Below are 26000 nucleotides of genomic sequence, written 5' to 3'. Positions count from 1 at the left end.
CAGCCCATGACAGATCATGGTCTAGCGGGCGCAGAAAATTTTGCTTACACTGGCTCACGGTTGTTCGGGAGTGCGACGCTTAGGTGTTGCACATTCATTGAATCTCGACACCACGCGGTAAGAGAACGGCTTATAAAACAAATAGTTACAAGTTATAGGTGATGATCGGTGCGATTCCACCTATCACCACCAGATACAGGACGGCCCGGCTCTCGCGAACCGGGCCGTTGTTGTTTCCGGCACCATCGTTCAATGCTTCCTGCCGCCGCCCGAGACCTTGTTCCCGGTGGCCCAGCTGCGGCGCTCTACTCAGCCTTATGCCACTCGCCATCCGGCGCGTGTTCGTCGAGCGCGAAGTCGCCCCGCGCCAGCGCTTCGAGCACCGCATACGCCTGCTGCACGTGTTCGGCGTCGACCAGCAGGCGCACGCCGCCCAGGGCCGGCGCCAGCAGCAGGTCGGTCTGCATCAAATGGGCATCGGCCAGCATCGCCGGAATGCCGGAAGCTTCCAGGCAGCCCTGGGCCAGGGTGGCATCCATGGGAACCATATAGCGCGCCACCACGTACAGGTCGCGCTCGGGGATGCGCTCGACCTCGGGGTGGGCGGCGAGCCAGTCGTTCAGTGCGAGCGTGTGCATGGTGGAGGCCTTCAGTTCAAAAGCGCGGGCAGGTGGGACAGCAGGTACAGGGTCACGCCGATCATGCCGCCCACGATGGTGCCGTTGATGCGGATGTACTGCAGGTCCTTGCCGATATTGAGTTCGATCTGGGCCGACATCTCGCGGTCGTCCCACTGCTTGACGGTGTCGGCGATGTGGCGCGTCAGGAAGCCCGCGAACTCGGGCGCGACGCCGCGCGCGGCCGCTTCCAGGTTCTCGTGCAGCGACTGGCGCAAGGCCGGGTCTTCGCTGAGCACCTTGCCGATCCAGGCGCCCATGGCGACGATGCGGCGGCGCAGGTTGGAGTCCTCGCTCTCCAGGTCGCGCTTGAGCCAGGCCTTCAGTTCGGCCCACAGCGAACCGAGATAGGCGTTGAGGGTCTCGTCCTCGAGCAGGTAGCGCTTGACGTCGTCGGCTTTGGCCAGAAAGGATGCATCGGTTTTCAGGCGTTCGATGAAGCCGGCCACGTAGTCGTCGAAGCGGTGGCGCAGCGGGTGCTCGGGATCGGCCGCCACCTTGTTCAGCACCCCGGCGGCCAGGCGCACGGCGATGTCGGCGCCCTTGCGGCCGATGAGGTCCGACGGCAGCATCTTCTCGATGAAGGCATAGTCTTCCTTGAGCCATTCGACGATGCCCTGGGCGATGTAGTCTTGCGTATCCGCGTTGTCCAGCAGCCGCGCCAGTTGCCGGATGCCTTCGTCGAGCAGTTCCTGGTGGCGCCGGCCGCGCGTCAGGCTCTCGAGGATGGCGCCGCTCGACTTCGACAGGTCGACGCTTCTCACCATCGTGTGCACGCCGCGGCGGATGAAGTTCTGCACCGCCGCATCCTCGATGAAGTCGAGCATGAAGGTCGCGGCGCGCACCAGGTAGGCGCCCATCAGCTCCGTATTGGCCGGCTTGACCAGCCACTCGGCCACCTTCTGCACCGGATCGTGGCGCCGGATCAGCTTGATGATGGAATCGGTGTCGAGGAATTTTTCGCGCACGAACAGGGCCAGGTTGTCGGCGATCTTGTCCTTGTTGCTGGGGATGATGGCGGTATGGCGCGACACGATCGGGATCGGCACGCGCCTGAACAGCGCCACCACCGCGAACCAGTCGGCCAGCGCGCCAACCATGGCCGCTTCTGAAAAGGCGCGCAGCAGGCCGGTCCACCAGGTGGTCGGCAGCAGGAGGCTGATCACGAACAGCGCGGCCGCGCCCACGAAGAAGCCGAGGGCGATCCGTTTGGAACGGCGCAGTTCATCCTGTTTTTGCATGCGGCGCTGGCCTGGAAGTAGCAATATGCCAATGCTATCGCACTTCAGGCGTGGACGACGCGCCGGCGTCGTCTGGTCTTTTTACAGTCCGTACATACTGCTGACTTATACTGAAGACCTTCCCACCTGCTCAAGAGTCCCTCACTGCATGCACCACGAATTAAGCCTGATCACCACGATCGCCGCCGCGCTCGGCTTTGGCCTGATATTCGGCATGCTGGCGGTGCGCCTCAAACTGCCGGCGCTGGTCGGCTACCTGGCCGCGGGCGTCTTCATCGGCCCCGCCACGCCGGGCTTCGTGGCGGACATCGGCCTGGCTTCACAGCTGGCCGAGATCGGGGTCATGCTGCTGATGTTCGGGGTCGGGCTGCACTTCTCGCTGAAGGACTTGCTCGACGTGCGCCGCATCGCCCTGCCCGGCGCCCTGCTGCAGATCGGCGTGGCCACCGCGATGGGTATGGCGCTGTCGTGGTGGTGGGACTGGAGCCTGGGCGCGGGCATCGTGTTCGGGCTGGCGCTGTCGGTGGCGAGCACCGTGGTGCTGCTGCGCGCGCTCGAGGCGCGCGGCGTGCTCGACTCGATGAACGGCCGCATCGCGGTGGGCTGGCTGGTGGTCGAGGATCTCGTCATGGTGCTGGTGCTGGTGATGCTGCCGGCGCTCGCCGGCCCGCTGGGCGGCAAGGGCGAGGCCGGGCTCGATCTGTGGCCGGCGCTGGGCATGACCCTGCTGCAGGTGGGCGGCTTCATCGCCTTCATGCTGATCGTCGGACGCAAGGTCTTCCCATGGTTCCTGTGGCGCGTGGCCAGGACGGCCTCGCGCGAACTGTTCACGCTAGCCGTGATCGCGGCGGCGGTCGGCATCGCCTATGCCTCCTCGAACCTGTTCGGCGTGTCGTTCGCCTTGGGCGCCTTCTTCGCCGGCATGGTGCTGCGCGAATCGGAACTGAGCCACCGCGCGGCCGAGGAGTCGCTGCCGCTGCGCGATGCGTTCTCGGTGCTGTTCTTCGTCTCGGTCGGGATGCTGTTCGATCCAATGGTCCTGGTCGACAATCCGCTGCACGTGCTGGGCGTGGTGCTGGTGATCGTGGTCGGCAAGTCGCTCGCCGCTTTCATATTGGTGCTGGCGCTGCGCTATCCGCTCAATACGGCGCTGACGGTGTCGGCCAGCCTGGCGCAGATCGGCGAGTTCTCTTTCATTCTCGCTGCGCTGGGCATGCAGCTCGGGCTGTTGCCGGAGCTGGGCCAGAACCTGATCCTGGCTGGCGCCATCATCTCGATCGCCTTCAATCCGCTGGTGTTTTCGTCGATCGAGCCGGCGCAACGCTGGTTCGGCAAGCAGCATCACCTGATGCACCTGGCGCGCAAGCTGGAACGGCCGGCCGACCCGCTGGCGGAGCTGCCGATGACGACCTCGCGCGAAAAGCTCAGCAACCAGGTGGTGCTGGTGGGATTCGGGCGGGTCGGGCGGCGAATCGCGGACGACCTGACGGCGCGCGGGATTCACTTCGTGCTGGCCGAGCAGCACCGCGAACTGGTCGAGGAGGCGCGCCAGCGCGGCATCCCGGCGGTGGTGGGCAATGCGGCGGAACCGGCGGTGCTGATCCAGGCGCATATCCACAAGGCGGCGATGCTGGTGATCGCGACGCCGGATACCTTCGACGTGCGCAAGATGGTGGAGATTGCGAAGGCGCTCAATCCGTCGATCCGCTGCGTGGTGCGCACGCATAACGACAAGGAGGCGGAGTTGTTGCGGGCGGAGACGGGTGGGCGGGTGTTCGTTGGTGAGGAGGAGCTGGCCAGCAGCATGACGCGGCATGTGCTGGAGACATTGCTGGAGCGAGAGCGTGCGCCAATCGAGCATTGAGCAATGTCGCTGCCGCCAGCGGAAGGCGGACCTTCCTTCAGCAGAGCCCCAGCAAGCGAACGCGACAGCATAGGAAGTTACGGCAAAATATGGCGAGGTGGTTACTAAATTATTGACTCACTATCCCAGGAGCAATCATCATGAGTGTGCGCGACGCCGTGTTCCCCGCTGGCCGGCATGACCTTTACGTGAAACAGACCTATTCGGCGGCAATCAGGTCAGGCGACCTTCTCTTCGTGTCGGGCCACGTCGGAAGCCGCGACGACGGTTCGCCCGAGCCTGAGTTCGAGGCCCAGGTTCGCCTGGCATTCGCGAATCTCCAGGCGACGCTGCAAGCGGCCGGGTGCGGGTTTGACGATATTGTCGACGTCACCACGTTTCATACCGATCCCGAGAAACAGTTTGCATCGGTGATGAAGGTGAAAGGTGAAATCTTCCATGAAGCGCCTTATCCGAACTGGACTGCCGTCGGCGTCACCTGGCTCGCAGGTTTCGACTTCGAGATCAAGGTCATTGCCCGCATTCCAGCCTGATCATCGGATTGGAAGAGTCGGGTCCGGCGACCACTACTGACCCGATTTGGCAACCAGTCACGAATCATGCGAACGCAAGCTGCATGACACCATCAACTGGCAGCATCCGCCCAACAATACGTCAGTGCTGTCACGGATTCTGTTCGAGGCCGAGAAGAACATCGTATTTTTGACTCCCACTCTGGCGTCCGGCCTGTATCCGGACGACCGCGGACGTACCTGGATACTGCCACTCGCACGCTATGTCATGCCGCCCAAGATTGGCGCGCAGGCAGGATCAACAGCCGCTGCTCCCTTATTTCATCGTGGATGAATGCAACCAAACGGTCACTTTTGAATAATAAAAAACCCGTCCGGCTTGCGCCGGACGGGTTTCATGAAAACGAACTTGCTGATCAAGCGGCGACTTCTTCCTCACACAAGGTCAGCTTGGCCGCCCGATGCCCATGCAATTGCGGCATCAAGAGTTCACTCCGCTCTTCCAGCAGCGCAAACACCTCATCCTTCGACAGCACATACTGTTCCAGCAACGTATCCTTGAGCGACTCCATCACCAGCTTGTAATCGCGGATCGAATCGAGCGTGTAGCTATAGAGCGCATCCGCCTTCTCTTCCACCAAACGCACGGTGTGCTCGCCGCTGGCGTCCTGCTGCAACTGACTGTAATCGATCTTCGAGCGCGAATACATCGACAGGCGGCTCACCATCAAATTGAGCATCTTGGTGATCTTTTCGATATCGTTCTGGCTGCCGACCGAAATACCGCGCGCGCCATAGAACATCTCTTCCGCTGCCACGCCGCCATACAAACCGACCACGTCTCGCTCCAGCTCTTCCAGGGTGCGCAGCGACATGTCTTCGCCCGACTGCAGCACGTACCCCAGCGCGCCGATCTTCGACACCGCCTCGGTGCTGATCTTGAGCAGATGCGACTTTTCCTTCACTTCGGCCAGGCTGAGACCGGCGCGCAGGTAAGGATCGATCTGCATGAAGAAGTGACCCAGCTCGTGCAGCGCGATGCGCTCGCGCTGCTTATGCTTCTCGGCCGTGGTGGCGCGGTCGGTCAGGCCGATGGTGGCGCGCTCGTAAGCGCGGAACATCAGGTTGGTGTTGATGATCGCTTTTTCCTGGATCGACAGCATGCTCGCGCGCTCGACCACGGTTTCCAGCAGCGCCGGGCTCAGGTTCTGGGTGATCTCGGCCACCTGGTCCAGGTTCAGGTCTTCCCAGTCGACCAGGCCATCTTTCTTGCGCGCCAGGAAGCTGCGCAGCAGTTCGCGGCGCTCGGCCTTGTTCGGCAGGCGGAAGTTGATCTTCACCGAGAAGCGGCGCAGCATCGCTTCGTCCATTTCCGTCGCGTTGTCGTCGAAGTTCGAGGCGACGATCCAGATCACGCCTTGTCCCTTGTCGCTCTTCACGCCGTCGAGCAGGCCGAGCATGGTGTTGGCGGTGTCGTCTTCCCATTTCTTTTCGCTGCGGCCGCGCGGCATGAACAGGCTTTGCGCTTCATCCAGGAAGATGATGCACTTGCCCTTGGCGCAAGCCTTGCGGTACAGGGCGTTCAGGGCCTTCGAGCCGCCGCCGACGTAACCCGACTCCAGCGCCGAACCCGAGGCCGAGATCATCGGCATGTCGAGGCGCTTGGCCAGGTAGCCGACCAGCTTGGTCTTGCCGGTACCGGCAGGCCCGGTCAGCATCACATTGAACGGCTTGTCGATATTGTGCGACTGGTATTCCGCACGGTTGCGGATCATGTCTTCCAGGTGCAGCACTTCCTGCTTGATGTCGTCCATGCCGATCAGGTCGTCCAGGCTGCCCTTGAGCTTGTCGGGGGTGATCATCGACACGCTGGTGCCCATGCCCGGAATGCCGAATTTCATGACGTACAGGATCATCAGCACCAGGATGATCGGGAAGGCATTGCGCTTGAGGAAGTCGCCGGTCTGGTCGAGCATGCTCACGCCCTCGTCCATCACCGCCTTGTGGCTGGCCAGGTAATCGTCCTTGGCGATCGAATACGGAATCGCGTTCTTGAGCAGCACTTCGCGCTCGAGCGACAAGTGCGAGGTGCTCGGCACCTTCACCACGTGCAGGCTCGCCGCGTCCTTGAATTTGTAGATGTAGCGCGGCGCCTCCGACAGCGGCTGCGCGATCAGGAGGTAGTCCAGGCGCGCCTTCTGCTCGGCCAGCGACGTGATCTCGGCGATGTTTTGCGAGTGGATCACCGGGCTCGGGTCTTGCGGCACGTCGGACTTGAAGATCGCCAGCGCCACCAGCATGCCCAGCAGGATGGCGGACAGGATGCGGACGTAGACGTTCTTGAAGGCAATCTGAAGTCGGGCGAAGTTGGGCATCTAATTACTCGTCGAAAAGTGCGTGCAAAAATCGGGGTGCTGTTGCCGTATCGCGGAAGGCAGCGAGCGCGGCGTCGGCCGGGGCCGAGGGTTTCAGACGTGTTGATTGGGACGTTGCTGTGATGCCCGAGGGCAAGGGGATAAGGAGACTATACCTTCAAAAAAAACCGCAGTGAATACCTTACGGTTAAAAAAATGCGGAATTTGACGATGATGAAAAAGCTGATAACGGTTTTAATTATCCAGGTGACAGCAATAATGATGAATATGCCAATCAATCAGCGATTTATTGCGAAACTCGCATTATCAATCTGTCCAAACCTGCATTATATTTACTGCTGAGCGCTGTTTATTTACCACAGTCAACTTTTTCCTTGATTGAACGCAAGGTGCTCGTATCTTTCAGCAAAAGCATGACTTCTTTCGACAAGCTATCTACTCAATTGCGCGCAGTGCGGCCTGCGGATTTGCTATCCTGATTTGGCATGGCGACCGTGGATGAAGTTTCAACCCATCGAAAGCTCGGTGGCATTCAGCTTGTGAAGAGGAAATGTTATGAAAAGACATGCTCTGACGGCGGCGCTTGCGCTCTTCCTCGCCAATGCGGCCCAAGCCGCCGTTACCGATCTTGCTCCTGGCAATGGTGTCGGCGACTTTTCTACTCCGCAAGCGGTGCCCGACCTGGCAGTCACGGGCCACACGCACATCGTCACCCCACCGTCCCACCTGTCCGAACTGCCCGAGCCGGAAGTGTTCGCGATGATGCTGGTCGGCCTGATCCTGATCGGCTACCGCGCCGGCCGCGACAGCAGCGACAAGTTCAGGTAGGCGGCCGAGCGCTGGGGATGCGTGGCGCGGCCGGTCAGCACCCGGCCGGATGGCTGCACAAGCCGTGCAGCTTGGTGATCGTGCGCCAGTTGCGCGAAGTCGTGCCATCGCCCAGCCCCTTGCCAAGGGCCGCGGCGGCGGCGCTGTCGAGCACGCCTTGCGGGCACCAGACATAGGCGGCGCGGCGGCCGATCGCCAGCGCCTCGGGCTGCCAGTCCTGGCCACACAGGCAGGCCGCCACCTCGCGCTGCGGCTCGCCCGCCAGCAGGAAGGCGAACAGGCGCGCATGGTCGTCGGCCAGGTCGAGCAAGGGATTGTCGTCGATGATGTCGGCCAGTTCCTGGCGCTCGAGCACGAACACGCGCGCCGCCACGCCAAGACGCAGCACCATCGCTTCCTCGATCGCCTCGGCCGCCTGGGTGGATGGCACGTCGGCGTCGAAGATCACATTGCCGCTGTTGAGCAGGCTGCGCACGCCGGTATAACCCATGCTTTCGACCAGCTTGCGCAAGTCGGCCATGGCAATCCGTTTGGCGCGGCCAACATTTACGCCGCGCAACAAAGCAATGTAGCGTTGGCTGGTCATGGGATCATGCTAACGTGGCGCGGGCAATCGGTGCGCGCGTCTTGACGCATCTGGCAGGCGGAACAGAGAAACGATTGCGCATGCTTACAGAAATTCATCCGCGCCAGTGATAACATCGGCGCAGAATTGAATGGAGGTAATATGAGCGATGACCACACGATGGTCCCCGTGACCCAGGCGACGCCGGGCATGGTGCTCTCGGACGAGCTGCTGGACAATCATGGCCTGGTACTGCTGGCCAAGGGCGCCGTCCTCAGCGAGGCGACCATCGCCTCGCTGCAGCGTCACCATATCGAGGCGGTGCCGGTGGCGCGCGTCGAAGCGCACCGCGCGCCGGACGAGGGGACGGTTGTTGCCCGGCTCGACCACCTGTTCCGCAAGCACGATCTCGAAGGCGACAACGACTGGGCCGGCAAGCTGCTGCGCCGCTACGTCGAGGATTACCGCCTGGAACGGCAGGTGGCGCCATGATGATCACTTCGGAACAGCTGGTCCAGGGCCTGGAAGACCTGCCCTCGCTGCCCGCCGTCGTGATGGAGCTGCTCGGCAGCATCGACCAGGAAGACGTCGACATCTCGGTGCTGGCCAGGAAAGTGTCGGCCGACCAGGCGCTGACGGCGAAGACGCTGCGCCTGGCCAACTCGTCGGCCTTCGGGCTGCAGGTCAAGGCCACCACGATCCAGCAGGCGATGACCTATCTGGGCTTCCAGGCCACGCGCAACCTGATCATGGCGGCGGCGATGACGGGATGCTTCCCGAGCGGACGCTGCCCCAGCTTCGACGACAAGGCCTTCTGGCGCCTGTCGATCGCCACCGCCGCCTGCGCGCGGGTGCTGGCGCGCCATATGCGCTTCAACCAGGACGTGGCGTTCACGGCCGGCCTGCTGCACGGCATCGGCCGCCTGGTGCTGGTGACGCGCTATCCCGAGCAGTACGACGCCGTCCTGCGTGAACGCAAGCGCCTCGATGGCGACCTGCTCGATACCGAGCGGGCGATGCTGGGCGTGGACCACCTGCTGGCCGGCGCGGCGCTGGCCGAGCACTGGCAGTTCTCGGGCACGATGCAGCAGGCGATCGCGTTTTATCATGCGCCGGAAACGCCGGGCGCCGGCTTCCTGGCCACCATCGTCCATGTGGCCCATGCGGTGGCCCATGCGCTCGACCTGGCCGGCGACGCGGACGAGCTGGTGCCCGTCGTGTCCAGCGTGGCCTGGACGGCGCTCGGTCTGACTGAGGAAACATGGCTGCACGTGTTCCGCGAGACGGAACTGCAGTTCGAGGAAATGACAGCCATCCTGATGGCCTAGGCCGCAGGACGGTGCATGATGAATCAATAGAAGTGAGTGCGGCGCCGCTGCTGCAAAGTCAGCATGGCGGCGCCGCAGCCCGCCAATACCGGAGGCATGACAGATGCGGCTGTCATGCCCACGGCATCAGTGCGCATAATTGCCGGAGGTCTTGTTCGACGCTTCGTTGGTCTGCGCGCCCTGGCCTTGCGGCTGGGCTTGCTGCTGGGCGGCAGCGGCTGCGGCTTGTGCAGCTTTCTCCTCTGGCTTCGGGCGGCCCTGGGCATCCGACAGGCGGTATTTGGTGCGGCGGTCGCCCATCAGGTCGCGCAGGTCGCGGATGCTCATGCCGGTCACTTCGTGCATGCGGATCAGCAGCGAGGCGCCGACCGGCAGGCGGTGGTGGCGGATCTTGCTGATAACGGGCGGCGCTACTTCCAGCATGCGCGACAGGGCAGCGTCGTTCTTGAGCTGCATCTTGCCGAGCAGGATGTCCAACAGATGGTTCGGGTTGTAACTTTCCTGCGAAGATAGAGCGTGATGTTGTTGTGCCATGATAATTACCTCACGAGTTTGGTTAAAATAGTTCCTTTACGAACTTTTGTTAAAGACTACATTTCGTCAACATAAGTTCCCGGAACTTGTTCAGGGATTTAACAGCGCTAATCTGAACATTCCCTTAAGAATTCCGGCCCACAGTGCTCCATGTTTCTTTCCACATGCGCACTTGTCTTTCCAACAAATTATCTGCCTCCTACGCCGGTGCGATGACGAAGCGGCGCATGTGACTCCTTGTCGGAAATCAAGCTATCGTGTGGAAAGCTTGTCACGTTTGCATTTCAGCACATGGGGCTCAATTGTGGCGCACGCAAGAGATTTCTTGGATAAATTTTGTAAATCGGAATCCAGTCAGAAGTCATTGATTTACATAGGGAAACACTTCATGACAGTGAAGCTATGTGTCATGAATAATAAAGTATGTTCGCTAACGGACATTTAACAATCTGAGCATAAATACAATTACTTTAGGTAAAGAAATTAACCATTCCTAGCGGCACCAAAGAATAGCCATCCCCGTGGCCAAACAGGGGTCATTATCAAAGTACGGTAAACTGGCCTCGCCCATACCTTGTCGATGCCGCGCTCGCCCCCAACTAGCAATTCCATGCAAAAAAAAGTATTCATCAAAACCTTCGGCTGCCAGATGAACGAGTACGACTCGGACAAGATGGTCGACGTCCTTGGCGCCTCGGATGGACTGGTGCGCACCGACACGCCCGAAGACGCGGATGTGATCCTGTTCAATACCTGTTCGATCCGCGAAAAATCACAAGAAAAAGTGTTCTCCGACTTGGGCCGTATCAAGGAACTCAAGCGCAAGAATCCTGAGCTGGTCATCGGCGTGGGCGGCTGCGTTGCGTCGCAAGAAGGCGACGCCATCGTCAAGCGCGCGCCCTACGTCGACGTGGTGTTCGGCCCGCAGACCCTGCACCGCCTGCCCCAGCTGATCCAGGACCGGCGCCAGTCGGGCAAGGCGCAAGTCGACATCAGCTTCCCCGAGATCGAAAAATTCGACTTCTTGCCACCAGCCAAGGTCGAAGGCCCGGTTGCCTACGTCTCGATCATGGAAGGCTGCAGCAAATACTGCAGCTACTGCGTCGTGCCCTACACCCGCGGCGAGGAAGTCTCGCGCCGCTTCGAGGACGTGCTGACCGAAGTCGCCGGCCTCGCTGCCCAGGGTGTGAAGGAAATCATGCTGCTGGGCCAGAACGTGAACGCCTTCCGCGGCGCCATGGAAAGCGGCGAGACGGCCGACTTCGCCCTGCTGCTCGAATACATCGCCGAGATCCCCGGCATCGAACGCCTGCGCTTCGTCACCAGCCATCCGAAGGAATTCAGCCAGCGCCTGATCGACGCCTATGCGCGGATCCCGCAACTGGTCAGCCACCTCTACCTGCCGGTGCAGCACGGCTCCGACCGCGTCCTGGGCGCCATGAAGCGCGGCTATACCGGCCTCGAGTACAAGTCGATCATCCGCCGCCTGCGCGCGGTGCGACCGGACATGACCTTCTCGTCCGACTTCATCGTCGGTTTCCCGGGCGAGACCGAGGCCGACTTCGAGGCCATGATGAAGCTGGTCGAGGACGTGAACTTCGACAATAGCTTCAGCTTTATCTTCAGCAAGCGCCCAGGCACGCCGGCCGCGAACCTCGAAGACGACACCCCGCACGAAGTCAAGCTGGCGCGCCTGCAGCGCCTGCAAGCCCTGATCGATGCCAATACCCGCAAGCACAGCGCCGCCATGGTCGGCACCGTGCAGCGGGTGCTGGTCGAAGGCGTCGCCAAGAAGGACGCCACCCAGTTGCAGGGCCGCGCCGAGAACAACCGCGTGGTCCTGTTCCCGCTGGACGAGACGAATGCTTCCCTGATCGGCCAGCTGGCCGACGTGCGCATCGCCGCCAGCCACGATTACTATTTGCGCGGCGAACTCGTCGCCAACCTCGATACGATAGCCAAAGCCAGTTGAAAACACAGCCAACCCTGCCCTCGTACTTCATTCCCGAGCCGCTCGACAATACGCGGCTCGCCCACCTGTGCGGCCCGCTCGACGAGAACCTGCGCCAGATCTCGGCCGCGCTCGACGTCACGGTGTTCCGCCGTGGAGAAAAATTCATCGTCAGCGGCGCCAATGCCGAACGCGCCGTCGAATTGCTGGAACGTTTCTATGCGGTCGCCAACAAGGTCGTGCCGATCGAAGAGGTGCAACTGGCGCTGGTCGAGCAGCGCGCCGGCCTGAAGCCGCGCGCCGGGGCTGACGAAGCGCCGGCCGACACGGCAGCCAAGGCCGGCGACAGCGGCGAAGACGACGCCGCAGCGGCGCCGGAAAGCCTCGAAAGCCCGATCCTCAAGACCCGCCGCAGCGACCTGCGCGGCCGTACGCCGCACCAGATCCAGTACCTGAACGCGGTGCTGAACCACGACATCAGCTTCGGCATCGGCCCGGCCGGCACCGGCAAGACCTACCTGGCCGTGGCCTGCGCCGTCGACGCCCTCGAGCGCGACGCCGTCAAGCGCATCATCCTGACCCGTCCGGCGGTCGAGGCCGGCGAGCGCCTGGGCTTCCTGCCGGGTGATCTGGCGCAAAAGGTGGACCCCTACCTGCGTCCTTTGTATGACGCGCTGTACGACTTGCTCGGTTTTGACCGCACGCAGAAACTATTCGAAAAACAGGTGATCGAGATCGCGCCGCTGGCCTATATGCGCGGCCGCACCCTGAATCACGCCTTCGTGATCCTGGACGAAGCCCAGAACACGACCGTCGAGCAGATGAAGATGTTCCTGACCCGCATCGGCTTCGGCAGCAAGGCCGTCGTCACCGGCGACGTCACCCAGGTCGACCTGCACAAGACCCAGCGCAGCGGCCTGGTCGACGCCATGCACGTGCTGAAGGACGTGCGCGGCATCGCCTTCACCCAGTTTTCGAGCGCCGACGTCGTGCGTCACCCGCTGGTGGCGCGCATCATCGACGCGTATGACAAAGACATGTCCGTCCAGGAACTGGGCGCCCTCCCCAAACCGACCCCGGTGAAAAATGCAAGAAAAAAAATATCCACTTGAACTGGAAATCCAGTTCGCCGATGACCGCCTGGAAGGCGAGATCACCGAAGCCAAGCTGCAGCGCTGGGTCGAGGCATCCCTGCTCGGCCCGGCCGAGCTGACCATCCGCTTCGTCGATGCCGAAGAAGGCCAGGCCCTGAATAAGGCCTACCGGGGCAAGGACTATGCCACCAACGTCCTCACCTTCGCCTACAACGAAGAAGAGGAACTGGGCGAGGACGACCCGACCCAGGCCGACATCGTGCTGTGCACCGACGTGCTGCAGCGCGAGGCCGAGGAGCAAAAGAAAACGGTCGAGGAACACGCGGCCCACCTGGTCGTGCACGGCGTGCTGCACGCCCAGGGCTGGGACCACGAAAACGATGACGATGCCGAAGAAATGGAGCAGTTCGAGCGCGACATCATGGAGGTGCTGGGCTATCCGGATCCCTACGCCGATTGACGCAAGCAGCCGGGTGCGCACCCCTGTAAATATCGGGTGCGCCACCTTTTGGTGTATCCTACCCCCCATTGCAACAACGGCTTCCCGCCAACTATGCCCGAGTATCCCAGTGACGTCCGACCGGACGCCAAACCCCACAGGTCACTGCTTGAACGGCTGACCGCCTTCATCTCCCCCGAGCCCGAAAATCGCGCAGAGCTCCTCGAAGTGCTGCACGATGCCCACGAACGCAACCTCCTCGACGCCGATGCGCTGTCGATGATCGAGGGCGTGTTCCAGGTTTCCGACCTGTCGGCGCGCGACATCATGGTTCCCCGTTCCCAAATGGACGTGATCGACATCACGAAACCGATCGAGGAATGGATGCCCTACGTGCTCGAAACCGCCCACTCGCGCTTCCCCGCCATCGAAGGCGAGCGCGACAAGGTGGTCGGCATCCTGCTGGCCAAGGATTTGTTGCGTTATTACGCTGAAGAATCTTTTGATGTGCGCACAAAATTGCGCCCGGCGGTGTTCATTCCCGAATCGAAGCGCCTCAACGTGCTGCTGCGCGACTTCCGCGCCAACCACAACCACATGGCCATCGTGGTCGACGAGTATTCCGGCGTGGCCGGCCTGATCACGATCGAGGACGTGCTCGAGCAGATCGTCGGCGACATCGAGGACGAATACGACTTCGATGAAGAAGAAGACAACATCATCTCGATCCGCGAAGGCCAGCACGGCCCGCGCTGGCGCATCAAGGCGCTGACCGAGATCGAGCAATTCAACGAGGAACTCGGCACCGAGCTGCCGGACGACGAAGTCGATACCATCGGCGGCCTGATCGCCAGCCACCTGGGGCATATGCCGCACAAGGGCGAAGTGGTCGACCTGCATGGCCTGCGCTTCGAAATCCTGCGCGCCGACGCGCGCCAGATCCACGTCCTGCTGGTCGAACAGCTCCCATCGGTCGAAGACGAACGCGATTGATGCTGCGCCGCCGGACCCAGACCACGACGGCGCCGCCTGACCCGGCGCTGCGCGGCACCCGCCCGTCGGTGCTGCTGCTCGTTACCGCCGCGCTGGCCGGCGGTTCTTCCATCCTGTCGTTCCAGCCCTTTGGCTGGTGGCCGCTGCAGTTGCTGTCGCTGGCCTGGTTCTTCTACCAGGTCGGCATGGGCAGTTCGGTCAAGCGCGCGACCCTGATCGGCTGGGCCTTCGGCTTCGGCTGGACACTGGCCGGCGTGCACTGGCTGTACGTGTTCGGCACCCGCTTTGCCCACCTGCCGGCCGCGCTGGCGGCGGCGGGCCTGGTCCTGTTGTGCCTGTACATGGGCCTGTTCGGCGCCCTCACGGCCGGCGTGGCGAGCTGGTTGCGCAAGCGCTGGTCGCTGCCGGTGGCCGCCTTCCTGCTGCTGGTGCTGCCCACATTATGGGGCGTAACCGAATGGCTGCGCGGCTGGGTGTTCACGGGATTCCCCTGGGCCTCGTCGGGCTATGCCCACGACCTGGCGCCACTGGCCGGCTACGCGCCGCTGATCGGCGTGTACGGCATCGGCATCCTGGCCGGCGTCGGCGCCGGCTGCATCGCGATGCTGACCCAGCGCGCCCGCTGGCCGGCGATCGGCCTGCTGGCGGGCCTGATGCTGGTGGGCGCTGGCCTGCGCACGGTCGAATGGACCCAGGAAACCGGCCAGCCGATCACGGTGCGCCTGCTGCAAGGCAATATCCCGCAAGACAGGAAATTCGATATGGAATTCCTGACCAGCATCGTCACGCGCTACCAGGCCATGATCACGGCGGCCCCGGCCGACCTGATCGCGACGCCGGAAACCGCCCTGCCCGTCTTCCCGCACAATCTGCCGGACGGCTACCTGGATGGTTTGCAGCGCTATGCCGCCACCACCGGCAGCACGCTGGCGATCGGCATGCCCTTGTTCGACGGGCCGGAAAAATACGGCAACAGCCTGATCGCGATGAGCCCTCAGCCCAAGCCCTATCGCTATGACAAGGCGCACCTGGTGCCGTTCGGCGAATTCATCCCGCCGGGTTTCCGCTGGCTCACCGACATGATGAACATCCCGCTGAACGACGCCACCCGCGGCGCCGCGCTGCAGGCCCCGTTCCAGGTCAAGGACCAGTGGGTGCTGCCGAATATCTGCTACGAAGACGTGTTCGGCGAAGAGATCGCCTACCAGCTGCGCAATGCGCCGCACCCGGCGACCCTGCTGCTGAACGTGTCGAACCTGTCGTGGTACGGCCAGTCGGTGGCGATCCCGCAGCACCTGCAGATCTCGCGCATGCGCACCCTGGAAACAGGCCGCCCGATGCTGCGCTCGACCAACGACGGCGCCACCGCCGTAATCGACCACCGCGGCAACATCAGGCAAGTGCTGCCCTTCTACACCGACGGCGTCCTGAGCGCGACCGTGCGCGGTGCGAGCGGCATGACGCCGTTCATCCGGCTTGGCAATGCGGCCTTCCTGATGCTGGGAGGCGTGATGCTGCTCGGAGCATGGTTCGCCGGCCGCCGCTACCGCCAGAAATCGTAGGGTGGACGGCGAAGCAGTCCACCCTACAATCGCTCCCCAGCATATGGGAAAAATTCAGTAGAATTAGTCATTTGGCAAACATACCGTGTTCGCGGCCCACCAGCCCCGTCCCATTCGAGATGCTCACATTCCAACAAATCATCCTCACCCTGCAGTCCTACTGGGACAAGCAGGGCTGCGCACTGCTCCAGCCCTACGACATGGAAGTCGGCGCGGGCACCTTCCACACCGGCACCTTCCTGCGTGCGATCGGCCCGGAGCCGTGGCGCGCCGCCTATGTGCAGCCGTCGCGCCGTCCGAAGGATGGCCGCTATGGCGAGAATCCGAACCGCCTGCAGCACTACTACCAGTACCAGGTGGCGCTCAAGCCGGCGCCCGAGAACATCCTCGACCTCTACCTCGGTTCGCTCGAGGCATTGGGCCTGGACCTGAAGAAGAATGACGTGCGCTTCGTCGAGGACGACTGGGAAAGCCCGACCCTGGGCGCCTGGGGCCTCGGCTGGGAAGTCTGGCTGAACGGCATGGAAGTGACCCAGTTCACCTATTTCCAGCAGGTCGGCGGCCTCGATTGCAAGCCGGTGCTGGGCGAGATCACCTATGGCATCGAGCGCCTGGCCATGTACCTGCAGGGCGTCGAGAACGTTTACGACCTGGTGTGGACCGAGTGGGAAGAGAACGGCGAAAGGAAGACCCTGTCGTATGGCGACGTCTTCCACCAGAACGAGGTCGAACAATCGACCTACAACTTCGAGCATTCGAACACCGAGATCCTGTTCCAGGCTTTCAACAACCACGAATCCGAAGCCAAGCGCCTGGTCGAGCTGCAACTGACCCTGCCGGCCTATGAGCAGATCATGAAGGCCTCGCACAGCTTCAACCTGCTGGACGCGCGCGGCGCGATCTCGGTAACCGAGCGCGCCGCCTACATCGGCCGCGTGCGCACCCTGTCGCGCCTGGTGGCGCAAGCCTATTACGATTCGCGCGAGAAGCTGGGCTTCCCGATGGCGCCAGGCGCCGCGAAAGCCGCCGCCTGAGGCCCACGGAACAAGAACAGAACAGACCATGAACCAAACACTCCTCGTCGAACTGCAGACCGAAGAACTGCCGCCGAAGGCGCTCGTCAAGCTGGGCGCGGCCTTTGCGACCGGCATCGCCAATGGCCTGAAGGCGCGCGACTTCCTGGAAGCCGACAGCGTCGTCACCACCCACGCCACCCCGCGCCGCCTGGCCGTCACGATCACCAATGTGCGCGGCACGTCGCCCGACAAATCGATCCGCGAGAAGGTGCTGCCTGTCTCCGTGGCCCTCGACAAGGAAGGCAATCCGAGCGCGCCGCTGGCCAAGAAGCTGGCCGCGCTGGGCTTCCCCGACCTCACCGTCGACCAGCTCGAACGCGCCCAGGACGGCAAGGCCGAGAGCTTCTTCTACACCTTTACCGCCGCCGGCAGCGCCCTGGCAGGCGCCCTGCAGGACGTGCTGCTTGATACGGTGTCCAAGCTGCCGATCCCGAAGGTCATGAGCTACCAGCGCCCGAACGGCGATACCGTGCAGTTCGTGCGTCCGGTGCACCTCCTGACCGCGCTGCATGGCGACCAGGTGCTGCCACTGTCGCTGCTGGGCCTGGCCGCCGGCCGCACCACGATGGGCCACCGCTTCCTGTCGCACGGCGGCCCGATCGTGATCGACCATGCGGACCACTACGCGCAGGTGCTGGAAGCCGAAGGCAAGGTCCTGTCGTCGGCCCAGGCACGCAAGGACAGCATCCGCGCCCAGCTGCTCGACAAGGCCGGCGCCGACCAGGTGCTGATGCCCGAATCGCTGCTGGACGAAGTGGCGGCCCTGGTCGAATGGCCGGTGGTCTATGAATGCCGCTTCGAGGAAGAATTCCTGGCCGTGCCACAGGAATGCCTGATCCTCACCATGCAGACGAACCAGAAATACTTCGCGCTGACCGACAGCGAAGGCAAGCTGCGCTCGCGCTTCCTGATCGTGTCGAACATCGCGACCGATGCGCCCGAGGCCATCGTCGGCGGCAACGAGCGCGTGGTGCGTCCGCGCCTGTCGGACGCCAAGTTCTTCTTCGAGCAGGACAAGAAGAAAACCCTCGAGTCGCGCCTGCCGCAGCTCGCGAGCGTGGTCTACCACAACAAGCTGGGCTCGCAGGCCGAGCGCAGCGAGCGCGTCACCAAGCTGGCGACCTATATCGCCACCCGCCTGGGCTTCGACGCGGCGCTGGCCGAACGCGGCGCGCGCCTGTCCAAGGCCGACCTCCTGACCGACATGGTCGGCGAGTTCCCCGAGCTGCAAGGCATCATGGGCACGTATTACGCGCGCCACAATGGCGAGCATGACGACGTCGCGCGCGCGGCGTCCGAACATTACCAGCCGCGCTTCGCCGGCGACGCCCTGCCAGCCACCAATACCGGCCTGGCGGTCGCCCTGGCCGACAAGCTGGAAACCCTGGTCGGCATCTGGGCCATCGGCCTGCAGCCGACCGGCGAGAAGGATCCGTTCGCGCTGCGCCGCCACGCGCTGGGCATCATGCGCATGCTGGTCGAGAAGCGCCTGCCGCTGTCGATCGCCGACATGCTGGCCGACGCGATGACCACGTTCGCCGACGAACCGGCGCGCTTTGAATCGCTGCGGGATCCGCGCGCGGAAGTCACCGCCTTCATGCTCGACCGCCTGCGCAGCATGCTGCGCGAGCGCGGCTTCTCGCCGAACGAGGTCGAGGCGGTGCTGGCCCAGAACCCGGACCGCGTCGACGACGTGGTGCAGCGCCTGGAAGCGGTGCAGGCCTTCGCGGCGCTGCCCGAGGCGGCCTCGCTGGCCGCCGCCAACAAGCGCATCACCAACATCCTCAAGAAGAACGAGGAAGCGATGCCGAAGGACGCCGCGGTCGACCCTGGCCTGCTGCAGGACCAGGCCGAGAAGGACCTGGCGGCCGCCGTCGCCCGCGTGCAGCCCGAAGTCGATGCGGCCTTCGCCGCGGGCGACTTCAGCGGCACGCTCAAGACCCTGGCCCAGTTGCGCGACCAGGTCGACGCCTTCTTCAACGACGTGATGGTGATGGCCGACGACGTCGCGCTGCGCAACAACCGCCTGGCCCTGCTGGCGGTCTTGCATGGCATGATGAACCGCGTGGCCGACATCTCGAAGCTGGCGGCCTGAGATGGGCAAGGAGCGCGACAACCAAGAGCGGGCGATGAAGCTCATCATCCTCGACCGGGATGGGGTGATCAACCACGATTCGCCGGACTTCATCAAGTCGCCGGCCGAGTGGATCCCGATCCCAGGCTCGCTCGAGGCGATCGCGCGCCTGAACCAGGCGGGCTACCGAGTCGTGGTCGCGACCAACCAGTCGGGCATCGCGCGCGGCCTGTTCGACATCACGACCCTGAACGCCATCCACGCCAAGCTGCATGCGGCGGCCCAGCTGGTGGGCGCCGACATCGACGCCATCTTCTTCTGCCCGCACGCGGCGATCGACGCCTGCGATTGCCGCAAGCCCAAGTCGGGCATGTTCGAAGAGATCGGCAAGCGCTTCAAGGTCAATCTCAAGGGCGTGCCCACCGTGGGCGACTCGCTGCGCGACCTGCAGGCCGGCTTCAACCGCGGCTGCACGCCCTACCTGGTGCTGACCGGGAAAGGCGAGAAGACAAAGGCCACCGGCGGCCTGCCGCCCGGCACCCAGGTGTTCCCGGACCTGGCGGCGATGGTGACGGCCTTCCTCAAGCCGGGATCTGCAACGAGCGCCACCTCTGGCACAACCGGCGCGCAGCCTGCATAATCAATAAAACACAACAGTCCAGAACCAGATCGATTTGTCCGGAGCCCCTTTGCGTAACTTCAGTTTGTTCCTGCGTTCCCTGCTGTTCACGATCGTCATGATCGTCGCCACCGTCATCTGGGCCTGCCTCTGCTTCCTGGCGGCGCCGCTGTCGTACAACAAGCGCTTCTGGTTCACCTCGCGCTGGAATGTCTTCATCATCTGGTGCGCGCGCGTCATCTGCGGCATCCGCTACGAATTCAAGGGCTACGACAACCTGCCCGACGCGCCGGCCATCGTGCTCTCGAAGCACCAGTCGGCATGGGAAACGATCTTCCTGCTGCCCAATCTCACGCGGCCGCTGGTCTACGTCTTCAAGAAGGAAATCCTGTACATCCCCTTCTTCGGCTGGGCCATGGGCTTGCTGCGCATGATCCCGATCGACCGCAAGCAGGGCAAGAATGCCTTCGGCGCCGTCGTGCGCCACGGGAAGCGCCGCCTGGCCGACGGCCAGTGGATCATCATGTTCCCCGAAGGCACCCGCATCCCGGTCGGCCAGAAGGGCAAGTACAAGAGCGGCGGCACGCGCCTGGCTGTGGAAACCCAAGCGGTCGTGGTGCCGATCGCGCATAATTCGGGCGAGTGCTGGCCCAAGAATTCATTCATCAAACGGCCCGGATTGATCACGGTCTCGATCGGCAAGCCGATCTCGCCCGAAGGCCATACCCCCGACAGCCTGATGCAAGAGGTAGAAAATTGGATAGAATCCGAAATGCGCGTCATTTCGCCCCACGCCTACAAAGGTGGTTGAGCGACGTCAGCGCCCAGATTCGTGAGTCGAGGCCACAGACCATGGCCTCGGCGAAGGTCGACGGGCATCAGCTGGAGTTGTTCGCGCAAGAATTCTTCGCGGCGCTGAAGCCTTCCGACAGGCCTCTCCCGCCTGCGCAGCCGCTGTTCAAGGCGCCGCCGGCGCCGCCCCGCATCAAGCTTCCCTCGCCGCCCGTCGGCCCGCAAGACCCTCCCCTGAAACGCATCATCCTCGGCCACCACACCATCGAGTACGCGCTGCGCCGTTCAACGCGGCGCTCGATCGGCTTCACGATCGACGACGACGGCCTGCGCGTGACGGCGCCGCGCCGCGTGACGCTCGAGGAGATCGACAACGCGCTGCGCGCCAAGCAGCGCTGGATCGTCACCAAGCTGCTCGAACGAGGCGAACGGCGCGATCAGCGCCAGCAGCGCCAGCCGATCGAATGGAAGGATGGTGCGCGCCTGCCCTACCTGGGCGGCGACATCGTGCTGCGCCTCGAGGAAGCGGCGCGCAGCCACTGCCGGTTCGACGCCGCCAGCAACGAGCTATGGATCGGCGTGGTGCCTGGGCTGTCCGAATGGCAGCTCAAGGAAAGGGTGAAAATCTGGTTCCAGGCCGAGGCCAAGCGCCTGTTCCGCGAGCGCCTCGACCATTTCGCGCCGCGACTGGGCGTGGCCTACAGCAGCTTCACGCTGTCGTCGGCCGGCTCGCGCTGGGGTTCGTGCACCGTGGGCGGGAGCATTCGCCTCAACTGGCGCCTGATCCACTATCCGCTGTCATTGATCGACTACGTGGTGGCGCACGAACTGGCCCACCTGCGCGAGATGAACCACAGCCCTGCGTTCTGGGCCACGGTGGGCGAGGTCTATCCGGATTACGACGGCGCGAGACTGGCGCTGCGTCGGCGCTCGCATGAGATGCCGGTGCTGTTCGAGGAGTGAACCGAATATTCGTGCGGGCGGGCTAGATGTGAAGTTGCAAGAGGTTCCCGCCAAGGCGCCCGGCGAGGGCGGGACCGACGTTTCAAGCGTGAGGGGGCAGACGAACAGCCGTAGTCCGCTACCGCTGCACGTCGTTCCCGCGGAGGCGGGAACCCAAGTCTCCTAACGTACCACGTGCACCAATCAGCGCAGCGCCAACTCGTGCCGCGCCGCCGCCAGCTCGCGCATGGCGGTCACCTGTACATCGGACAGGCAACGGAAGGGAATCGGCAAGGTCCCGCGCTTGAGCACCATCATGAAGCCGCGCGAGTAGGTGCGCACGGCGGCCACGTCGTCCCAGCCGATCAGGGTCACGCCGCCGCTGGTGCGCACGATGCCGTGTTCGTCGATGGTGAATTCATAGGTGCGCCGCCCACGTCCGAGCAGGACGAAGTTGAGGGCCGCGCTGAAGGTGCTTTTCAGGCGCAGGAGCAGGCTGGCCGGCCAGCGCACGCGCCGGCGGCGGATCAGGAAACCGCCATGCTGCCACATGAAACTGGTGTACTCGCGCAGCGAATAGCGCACGAAAAAGTGCAGCGCATCGGGCGCGAGCGCGGCGTCAGCGCGTGGCGGCGCCGGGACTTCGGTCGGTGCTGCGGTCATGATCGCCTCCAGCGCCTCTGCCGCCTGTTCCTGAACCAGTACCGCAGTTGGGAAAACCGCGGGCTTTCCGCTACCGACCGGCCTCGGGCGATTGAACGACAACATGGCGCATCCCCTTTTGTTTTGTACCGTGCAGTTTGGAATGGTAACAAAACCTACCGGATATGCCGTTGCACGAGTTCAACAGTGCGCAGGGTCGCCCCGCGGTGGCGGCGGGCGAAGGCCAGCGCCTTTTCCCCCATCGCCACCCGCGCCGCGCCGTCGCCCAGCAGGTGCACGGCCGCCGCCACCAGGGCGTCGGCGCCTGGCACCCGCAGCGCGGCGCCGTCGCCCACCGCCTCATTGGTGGCGTCGAGGAAGTTGAAGGTGTGCTCGCCCACCAGTACCGGCTTGCCCAGCGCGCAGGCTTCGATCAGGTTCTGGCCGCCCAACGGCAGCAGGCTGCCGCCGATATAGGCGCAATCGCAGGCCGCGTAATAGGCGAACATCTCGCCCATCGAGTCGCCCAGCAGCACGTCGGCGCCGTCCACGCCATGATCGAGATCGAGTTGCGAACGGCGCGCCAGCGTGAACCCGCGCGCCGGAACAAGGGCAGCGACTTCGTCGAAACGCTGCGGATGGCGCGGCACGATCACCAAGAGCGCGCCGGCCGGCTTGCCAGGCATCCGCTGCCAGGCGTCGAGGATCAGCGCCTCCTCACCCTCGCGCGTGCTGGCGCACAGGAACACGGGCCGCTCGGGGCCGCCGGAACGGATGCGGCTGCGCAGCCAGTCGCCCTTTTCCAGCGCCGCCGGCGGCGGCGTCACGTCGAACTTGACGCTGCCGGTGACCACCACGTTCGGCGCACCGAGCGAGCGGATACGCTCGGCATCGAGTTCGGTCTGGGCCGCGACCAGGGTGAAGCCGCGCGCCGCCTCCAGCATCACGGCGCCCGCCTTGCGGCCACGCTTGAGGGATTTGTCGGACAGCCTGGCGTTGGCCAGCACGACCGGCACCTCGAGCTGCTTGCAGGCGTGGATCAGGTTGGGCCAGACCTCGGTCTCCATCAGGATGCAGGCCCGCGGCCGGTGGCGGCGCAGGAAGCGCCGCGTCATCGCGCCCGTGTCGTACGGCAGGTAGCTTTGCACCACGCGTTCGCCATGATGGGCAAACAGGGACTTGCCGGTGGCGCGCCCGGTCGGCGTCATATGGGTCAGCAGGATGCGGCAGTCGGGGTAGGCCGCCAGCAGCGCATCGACCACCGGTTCGGCGGCGCGCGTCTCGCCGACCGAGACGGCGTGCACCATGATGGTGGGACGTTCGCCCGGCGCCGGCCCGTCAAGGGCCAGGCGTTCGCCCCAGTGCGCGCGGTAGCCCGGCTCCTTGCGGCCACGCCACCACAGGCGGCCCAGCACGGCCGGCAGGGCCACCCACCACAGGGCGGAGTACAGCGCGCGGTTCATGCCGATGCCAGCAGGCGGCGCGCGGCCGCCACCACCTCGTCGCTTGATGGCGGCGTGCCCAGCTCGCCCAGGTTGACGATGCGCTCGGACCAGTTGCCCTCGGTCTTCCACTTCGGCGAATCGCAATAGATCTCGATCGTCGGCCGCACGAAGGCGGCGGCGATGTGGGTCAGGCCGGTGTCGACGCCGACCGCGAGCCGCGCATGCTGGGCCAGGGTCACGGCGTCCATCATCGACAGCCGGGGCAGCACGCGCGCGTTCGGGATGCCGGCGGCCAGCGCTTCGGCATCGACGCGTTCGGCCTCGGAGCCCCAGGGCAGCAGCACCGGCATCGGCGCCAGCGCCTTGCCGAGCGCGATCCAGTTGGCGTCCGCCCACTTCTTGGCGGCGCGCGCCGTACCGTGGAAGAATACCGCGTAGTCTTCCTGGGGCAGGAAGGCCGGACGCTGCGACGCGTCCGGCGCCGGCAGGCCGAAATCGGGCGCCGTATCGACCGGATAATCGAGGGCCGCGCCGGCCACCATCCGTCCGCGCGCCACCGCGTGGGTGCGCGGGTTCAGGGGAATGCTGTCGGTATGGAAGATGCGCGAGATGCCTTCATAGCCCGAGCCTTCGCTGCCGTTGGCCAGGCCGACCTTCTTGCCGCCCTTGCGGACCCTGGCCGCGCCCATGATGATGCCGGTCTTGAGCAGGCCCTGGGTGTCGAACACATAGTCGTATTCTTCCTCGCGCAGGGTGCGGAAGAAAGCGCGGATCTCGGCGCGCGTCTCCTTCTTGCCCAGGCGCTTGCGCCAGCGCCGCAGCGCCCAGGGGATCACCTTGCGCACGTGCGGATTCAGGCGCACCAGGCTGACGTAGCCTTCTTCGACCACCCAGTCGACCGTGGCGCCCGGATGGCGGCGCAGCAGGTCGGCCACCATCGGCAGGTTGTGCAGGACGTCGCCCAGGGACGACACCCGCACAAGTAAAATCTTCAAGCAATCACCTCAGAAAGGCAGGTGAGCATCCGGCTTGGCGGCCAGGATCACGCTCTTGAACTCGGACTGGATGCGCGCCAGCGCTTCCGGATTCTCGCCCTCGAAGCGCAGCACCACGACCGGGGTCGTGTTCGACGAGCGCGCCAGGCCGAAGCCGTCCGCGTACTCGACGCGCAGGCCGTCGATGTCGTTGATCTTTTCCGAGGTCGGGAATGTCGCATCACGGCGCAGCTGGTCGATCAGCGCGAAGTTCTCGCCTTCCTGCAGGTGCAGGTGCAGTTCCGGGGTGCTGCTGGCGATCGGCAGGCCGTTGAGCAGCGCCGACGGGTTCTGCCCTTTCGTCAGGATCTCGAGCATGCGCGCGCCGGCATACAGGCCGTCGTCGAAGCCGTACCAGCGGTCCTTGAAGAAGATGTGGCCGCTCATCTCGCCGCCCAGCGGGGCGCCGGTTTCCTTCAGCTTGGCCTTGACCAGCGAGTGGCCGGTCTTCCACATCAGCGGCTTGCCGCCATTCTTCTCGATGTAGGGCGCCAGGTGGCGGGTGCACTTGACGTCGTACAGGATTTCGGCGCCCGGGTTGCGCGACAGGACGTCGGCCGCGAACAGCATCATCTGGCGGTCCGGGAAGATGATCTGGCCATCCTTGGTGACCAGGCCCAGGCGGTCGCCGTCGCCGTCGAAGGCCAGGCCGATCTCGGCGTCGGTCTCTTGCAGCGCGCGGATCACGTCCTGCAGGTTTTCCGGGTGGGCCGGGTCCGGGTGGTGGTTCGGGAAGGTGCCGTCGACGTCGCAGAACAGCTCGACGACTTCGGCGCCCATGCGGGTGAACAGCTCGGGCGCGAAGGCGCCGGCGACGCCGTTGCCGCAGTCGACCACGATCTTGATCGGACGCGCCAGCTTGACGTCGCCGACGATGCGCTCGATGTAGGCGGCGCGGATGTCGTGGGTGCTGTAGGCGCCGCGTTGCTCGGCCACCTTGCCGTCATAGGCAGCGATGCTGTCGTGCAGGCCGGTGATGGCGTCGCCATAGATCGCCTCACCCGCCATCACCATCTTGAAGCCGTTGTAGTCGGGCGGGTTGTGGCTGCCGGTGACCATGATGCCCGAGCGGGTTTCCAGGACGTTGGTGCCGAAATACACCATCGGCGTGGCGACCATGCCCAGGTCGATCACGTCGACGCCGGCGTCGCGCAGGCCTTCGCTCAGGGCGGCGCTGAGCTCTGGACCCGACAGGCGGCCGTCGCGGCCGATCACGACCTTGCGCTCTCCCTTGGCCAGCGCGGCGGCGCCGAAGGCACGGCCGATGTGGCGCGCGATGCCCGCATCCAGGGTCTTGCCGATGATGCCGCGAATATCATAGGCCTTGAAAATCGTTTTCGAGAGAGCAACCATGTTCTTCCTTGGAATTCTTGAGAGGCATGCACCGGTCGCTTGATCGACCGTGGTCATCGC

General features: G+C 64.0%; 24 protein-coding genes. 15 read left to right on the top strand and 9 right to left on the bottom strand.

Annotated features, from left to right (window positions below; all coding sequences use genetic code 11):
* Positions 1-305 precede the first annotated feature (305 nt).
* Positions 306-638 carry a putative signal transducing protein gene (locus tag DIR46_RS17405; protein WP_109346360.1) on the bottom strand — a complete coding sequence of 111 codons (333 nt, stop codon included), beginning with the start codon at positions 636-638 and terminating at the stop codon, positions 306-308.
* 11 nt (positions 639-649) lie between these two features.
* The gene (locus tag DIR46_RS17400) at positions 650-1918 is read right to left on the bottom strand and encodes a DUF445 domain-containing protein (RefSeq protein WP_109346359.1); all 1269 of its coding nucleotides are present in this window, start codon (positions 1916-1918) and stop codon (positions 650-652) included.
* Positions 1919-2066: 148 nt separating this feature from the next.
* Between DIR46_RS17400 and DIR46_RS17395 the strand changes: the two genes are divergently transcribed.
* Both DIR46_RS17395 and DIR46_RS17390 read left to right on the top strand, forming a co-directional pair.
* Positions 2067-3782: a cation:proton antiporter domain-containing protein gene (locus DIR46_RS17395; RefSeq protein WP_109346358.1), complete on the top strand. Its 1716-nt coding sequence runs from the start codon at positions 2067-2069 to the stop codon at positions 3780-3782.
* 140 nt (positions 3783-3922) lie between these two features.
* A complete protein-coding gene (locus tag DIR46_RS17390) occupies positions 3923-4315 on the top strand; it encodes a RidA family protein (RefSeq protein ID WP_109346357.1) in 393 nt (130 codons plus the stop codon).
* Between the two features lie 395 nt (positions 4316-4710).
* On the opposite strand, the gene DIR46_RS17385 is transcribed toward DIR46_RS17390, so the two are convergent.
* Positions 4711-6669 (bottom strand): AAA family ATPase, encoded by a 1959-nt coding sequence (locus DIR46_RS17385; protein WP_109346356.1) that lies wholly within the window; start codon positions 6667-6669, stop codon positions 4711-4713.
* 555 nt (positions 6670-7224) lie between these two features.
* On the opposite strand from DIR46_RS17385, the gene DIR46_RS17380 reads away from it, so the two are divergent.
* Positions 7225-7497 carry a hypothetical protein gene (locus DIR46_RS17380; RefSeq protein ID WP_109346355.1) on the top strand — a complete coding sequence of 91 codons (273 nt, stop codon included), beginning with the start codon at positions 7225-7227 and terminating at the stop codon, positions 7495-7497.
* Positions 7498-7531: 34 nt separating this feature from the next.
* Here DIR46_RS17380 and DIR46_RS17375 read toward each other — a convergent pair whose 3' ends face one another.
* Positions 7532-8083: a DUF1697 domain-containing protein gene (locus DIR46_RS17375; RefSeq protein WP_109346354.1), complete on the bottom strand. Its 552-nt coding sequence runs from the start codon at positions 8081-8083 to the stop codon at positions 7532-7534.
* 141 nt (positions 8084-8224) lie between these two features.
* Here DIR46_RS17375 and DIR46_RS17370 point away from each other — a divergent pair, with 141 nt between their 5' ends.
* Complete coding sequence (locus tag DIR46_RS17370) at positions 8225-8554, top strand: hypothetical protein (RefSeq protein WP_109346353.1); 330 nt, start codon at positions 8225-8227, stop codon at positions 8552-8554.
* On the top strand, positions 8551-9390 hold the full coding sequence (locus DIR46_RS17365; RefSeq protein ID WP_109346352.1) for an HDOD domain-containing protein: 840 nt from the start codon (positions 8551-8553) through the stop codon (positions 9388-9390). The genes DIR46_RS17370 and DIR46_RS17365 overlap by 4 nt, the downstream gene beginning before the upstream one ends.
* 126 nt (positions 9391-9516) lie before the next feature.
* Here the strand turns inward: DIR46_RS17365 and DIR46_RS17360 are convergent, their stop codons facing one another.
* The gene (locus DIR46_RS17360) at positions 9517-9924 is read right to left on the bottom strand and encodes a hypothetical protein (RefSeq protein ID WP_109346351.1); all 408 of its coding nucleotides are present in this window, start codon (positions 9922-9924) and stop codon (positions 9517-9519) included.
* Positions 9925-10534: 610 nt separating this feature from the next.
* Here DIR46_RS17360 and miaB point away from each other — a divergent pair.
* The 10 genes from miaB to DIR46_RS17310 all read left to right on the top strand — a co-directional run bounded on the left by miaB (position 10535) and on the right by DIR46_RS17310 (position 21487).
* Entirely contained in the window at positions 10535-11896 is a 1362-nt protein-coding gene (gene miaB / locus DIR46_RS17355; protein ID WP_109346350.1) for a tRNA (N6-isopentenyl adenosine(37)-C2)-methylthiotransferase MiaB, read from the top strand.
* Positions 11893-12987: a PhoH family protein gene (locus tag DIR46_RS17350; RefSeq protein WP_109346349.1), complete on the top strand. Its 1095-nt coding sequence runs from the start codon at positions 11893-11895 to the stop codon at positions 12985-12987. The genes miaB and DIR46_RS17350 overlap by 4 nt, the downstream gene beginning before the upstream one ends.
* Complete coding sequence (ybeY, locus tag DIR46_RS17345) at positions 12962-13429, top strand: rRNA maturation RNase YbeY (RefSeq protein WP_109346348.1); 468 nt, start codon at positions 12962-12964, stop codon at positions 13427-13429. Before DIR46_RS17350 ends, ybeY begins: the two co-directional genes overlap by 26 nt.
* A gap of 93 nt (positions 13430-13522) precedes the next feature.
* The gene (locus DIR46_RS17340; protein WP_109346347.1) at positions 13523-14401 is read left to right on the top strand and encodes a CorC family transporter; all 879 of its coding nucleotides are present in this window, start codon (positions 13523-13525) and stop codon (positions 14399-14401) included.
* Positions 14401-15963 (top strand): apolipoprotein N-acyltransferase, encoded by a 1563-nt coding sequence (gene lnt / locus DIR46_RS17335; protein ID WP_109346346.1) that lies wholly within the window; start codon positions 14401-14403, stop codon positions 15961-15963. Before DIR46_RS17340 ends, lnt begins: the two co-directional genes overlap by 1 nt.
* Before the next feature lie 119 nt (positions 15964-16082).
* Entirely contained in the window at positions 16083-16997 is a 915-nt protein-coding gene (gene glyQ, locus DIR46_RS17330) for a glycine--tRNA ligase subunit alpha (protein ID WP_109346345.1), read from the top strand.
* Between the two features lie 28 nt (positions 16998-17025).
* On the top strand, positions 17026-19134 hold the full coding sequence (gene glyS / locus DIR46_RS17325; RefSeq protein WP_109346344.1) for a glycine--tRNA ligase subunit beta: 2109 nt from the start codon (positions 17026-17028) through the stop codon (positions 19132-19134).
* Positions 19135-19168: 34 nt separating this feature from the next.
* Entirely contained in the window at positions 19169-19753 is a 585-nt protein-coding gene (gene gmhB / locus DIR46_RS17320; protein WP_109348057.1) for a D-glycero-beta-D-manno-heptose 1,7-bisphosphate 7-phosphatase, read from the top strand.
* A 49-nt stretch (positions 19754-19802) separates the two neighbouring features.
* Positions 19803-20543 carry a lysophospholipid acyltransferase family protein gene (locus DIR46_RS17315; protein WP_109346343.1) on the top strand — a complete coding sequence of 247 codons (741 nt, stop codon included), beginning with the start codon at positions 19803-19805 and terminating at the stop codon, positions 20541-20543.
* Positions 20544-20584: 41 nt separating this feature from the next.
* A complete protein-coding gene (locus tag DIR46_RS17310; RefSeq protein WP_109346342.1) occupies positions 20585-21487 on the top strand; it encodes a M48 family metallopeptidase in 903 nt (300 codons plus the stop codon).
* A gap of 183 nt (positions 21488-21670) precedes the next feature.
* Here DIR46_RS17310 and DIR46_RS17305 read toward each other — a convergent pair whose 3' ends face one another.
* From DIR46_RS17305 to DIR46_RS17290, 4 genes are all read right to left on the bottom strand, one after another.
* Positions 21671-22129 carry a YcxB family protein gene (locus DIR46_RS17305; RefSeq protein WP_229446284.1) on the bottom strand — a complete coding sequence of 153 codons (459 nt, stop codon included), beginning with the start codon at positions 22127-22129 and terminating at the stop codon, positions 21671-21673.
* Between the two features lie 155 nt (positions 22130-22284).
* Entirely contained in the window at positions 22285-23571 is a 1287-nt protein-coding gene (waaA, locus tag DIR46_RS17300; RefSeq protein WP_109346340.1) for a lipid IV(A) 3-deoxy-D-manno-octulosonic acid transferase, read from the bottom strand.
* Positions 23568-24548 carry a lipopolysaccharide heptosyltransferase I gene (waaC, locus tag DIR46_RS17295; protein ID WP_109346339.1) on the bottom strand — a complete coding sequence of 327 codons (981 nt, stop codon included), beginning with the start codon at positions 24546-24548 and terminating at the stop codon, positions 23568-23570. The genes waaA and waaC overlap by 4 nt, the downstream gene beginning before the upstream one ends.
* Before the next feature lie 9 nt (positions 24549-24557).
* Entirely contained in the window at positions 24558-25940 is a 1383-nt protein-coding gene (locus tag DIR46_RS17290) for a phosphomannomutase/phosphoglucomutase (RefSeq protein ID WP_109346338.1), read from the bottom strand.
* Positions 25941-26000: the final 60 nt, after the last annotated feature.

Source organism: Massilia oculi (genome assembly GCF_003143515.1).
Classification (GTDB): Bacteria; Pseudomonadota; Gammaproteobacteria; order Burkholderiales; family Burkholderiaceae_D; genus Telluria; species Telluria oculi.
This window is presented reverse-complemented; position numbering and strand designations above follow the sequence as displayed.

Bases quoted from the DNA above. Each gene is read 5' to 3' on its own strand.
- DIR46_RS17405 (WP_109346360.1), bottom strand. From the start codon at position 638: ATGCACACGCTCGCACTGAACGACTGGCTCGCCGCCCACCCCGAGGTC.
- DIR46_RS17400 (WP_109346359.1), bottom strand. From the start codon at position 1,918: ATGCAAAAACAGGATGAACTGCGCCGTTCCAAACGGATCGCCCTCGGC.
- DIR46_RS17395 (WP_109346358.1), top strand. From the start codon at position 2,067: ATGCACCACGAATTAAGCCTGATCACCACGATCGCCGCCGCGCTCGGC.
- DIR46_RS17390 (WP_109346357.1), top strand. From the start codon at position 3,923: ATGAGTGTGCGCGACGCCGTGTTCCCCGCTGGCCGGCATGACCTTTAC.
- DIR46_RS17385 (WP_109346356.1), bottom strand. From the start codon at position 6,669: ATGCCCAACTTCGCCCGACTTCAGATTGCCTTCAAGAACGTCTACGTC.
- DIR46_RS17380 (WP_109346355.1), top strand. From the start codon at position 7,225: ATGAAAAGACATGCTCTGACGGCGGCGCTTGCGCTCTTCCTCGCCAAT.
- DIR46_RS17375 (WP_109346354.1), bottom strand. From the start codon at position 8,083: ATGACCAGCCAACGCTACATTGCTTTGTTGCGCGGCGTAAATGTTGGC.
- DIR46_RS17370 (WP_109346353.1), top strand. From the start codon at position 8,225: ATGAGCGATGACCACACGATGGTCCCCGTGACCCAGGCGACGCCGGGC.
- DIR46_RS17365 (WP_109346352.1), top strand. From the start codon at position 8,551: ATGATGATCACTTCGGAACAGCTGGTCCAGGGCCTGGAAGACCTGCCC.
- DIR46_RS17360 (WP_109346351.1), bottom strand. From the start codon at position 9,924: ATGGCACAACAACATCACGCTCTATCTTCGCAGGAAAGTTACAACCCG.
- miaB (WP_109346350.1), top strand. From the start codon at position 10,535: ATGCAAAAAAAAGTATTCATCAAAACCTTCGGCTGCCAGATGAACGAG.
- ybeY (WP_109346348.1), top strand. From the start codon at position 12,962: ATGCAAGAAAAAAAATATCCACTTGAACTGGAAATCCAGTTCGCCGAT.
- DIR46_RS17340 (WP_109346347.1), top strand. From the start codon at position 13,523: ATGCCCGAGTATCCCAGTGACGTCCGACCGGACGCCAAACCCCACAGG.
- lnt (WP_109346346.1), top strand. From the start codon at position 14,401: ATGCTGCGCCGCCGGACCCAGACCACGACGGCGCCGCCTGACCCGGCG.
- glyQ (WP_109346345.1), top strand. From the start codon at position 16,083: ATGCTCACATTCCAACAAATCATCCTCACCCTGCAGTCCTACTGGGAC.
- glyS (WP_109346344.1), top strand. From the start codon at position 17,026: ATGAACCAAACACTCCTCGTCGAACTGCAGACCGAAGAACTGCCGCCG.
- gmhB (WP_109348057.1), top strand. From the start codon at position 19,169: ATGAAGCTCATCATCCTCGACCGGGATGGGGTGATCAACCACGATTCG.
- DIR46_RS17310 (WP_109346342.1), top strand. From the start codon at position 20,585: ATGGCCTCGGCGAAGGTCGACGGGCATCAGCTGGAGTTGTTCGCGCAA.
- DIR46_RS17305 (WP_229446284.1), bottom strand. From the start codon at position 22,129: ATGACCGCAGCACCGACCGAAGTCCCGGCGCCGCCACGCGCTGACGCC.
- waaA (WP_109346340.1), bottom strand. From the start codon at position 23,571: ATGAACCGCGCGCTGTACTCCGCCCTGTGGTGGGTGGCCCTGCCGGCC.
- DIR46_RS17290 (WP_109346338.1), bottom strand. From the start codon at position 25,940: ATGGTTGCTCTCTCGAAAACGATTTTCAAGGCCTATGATATTCGCGGC.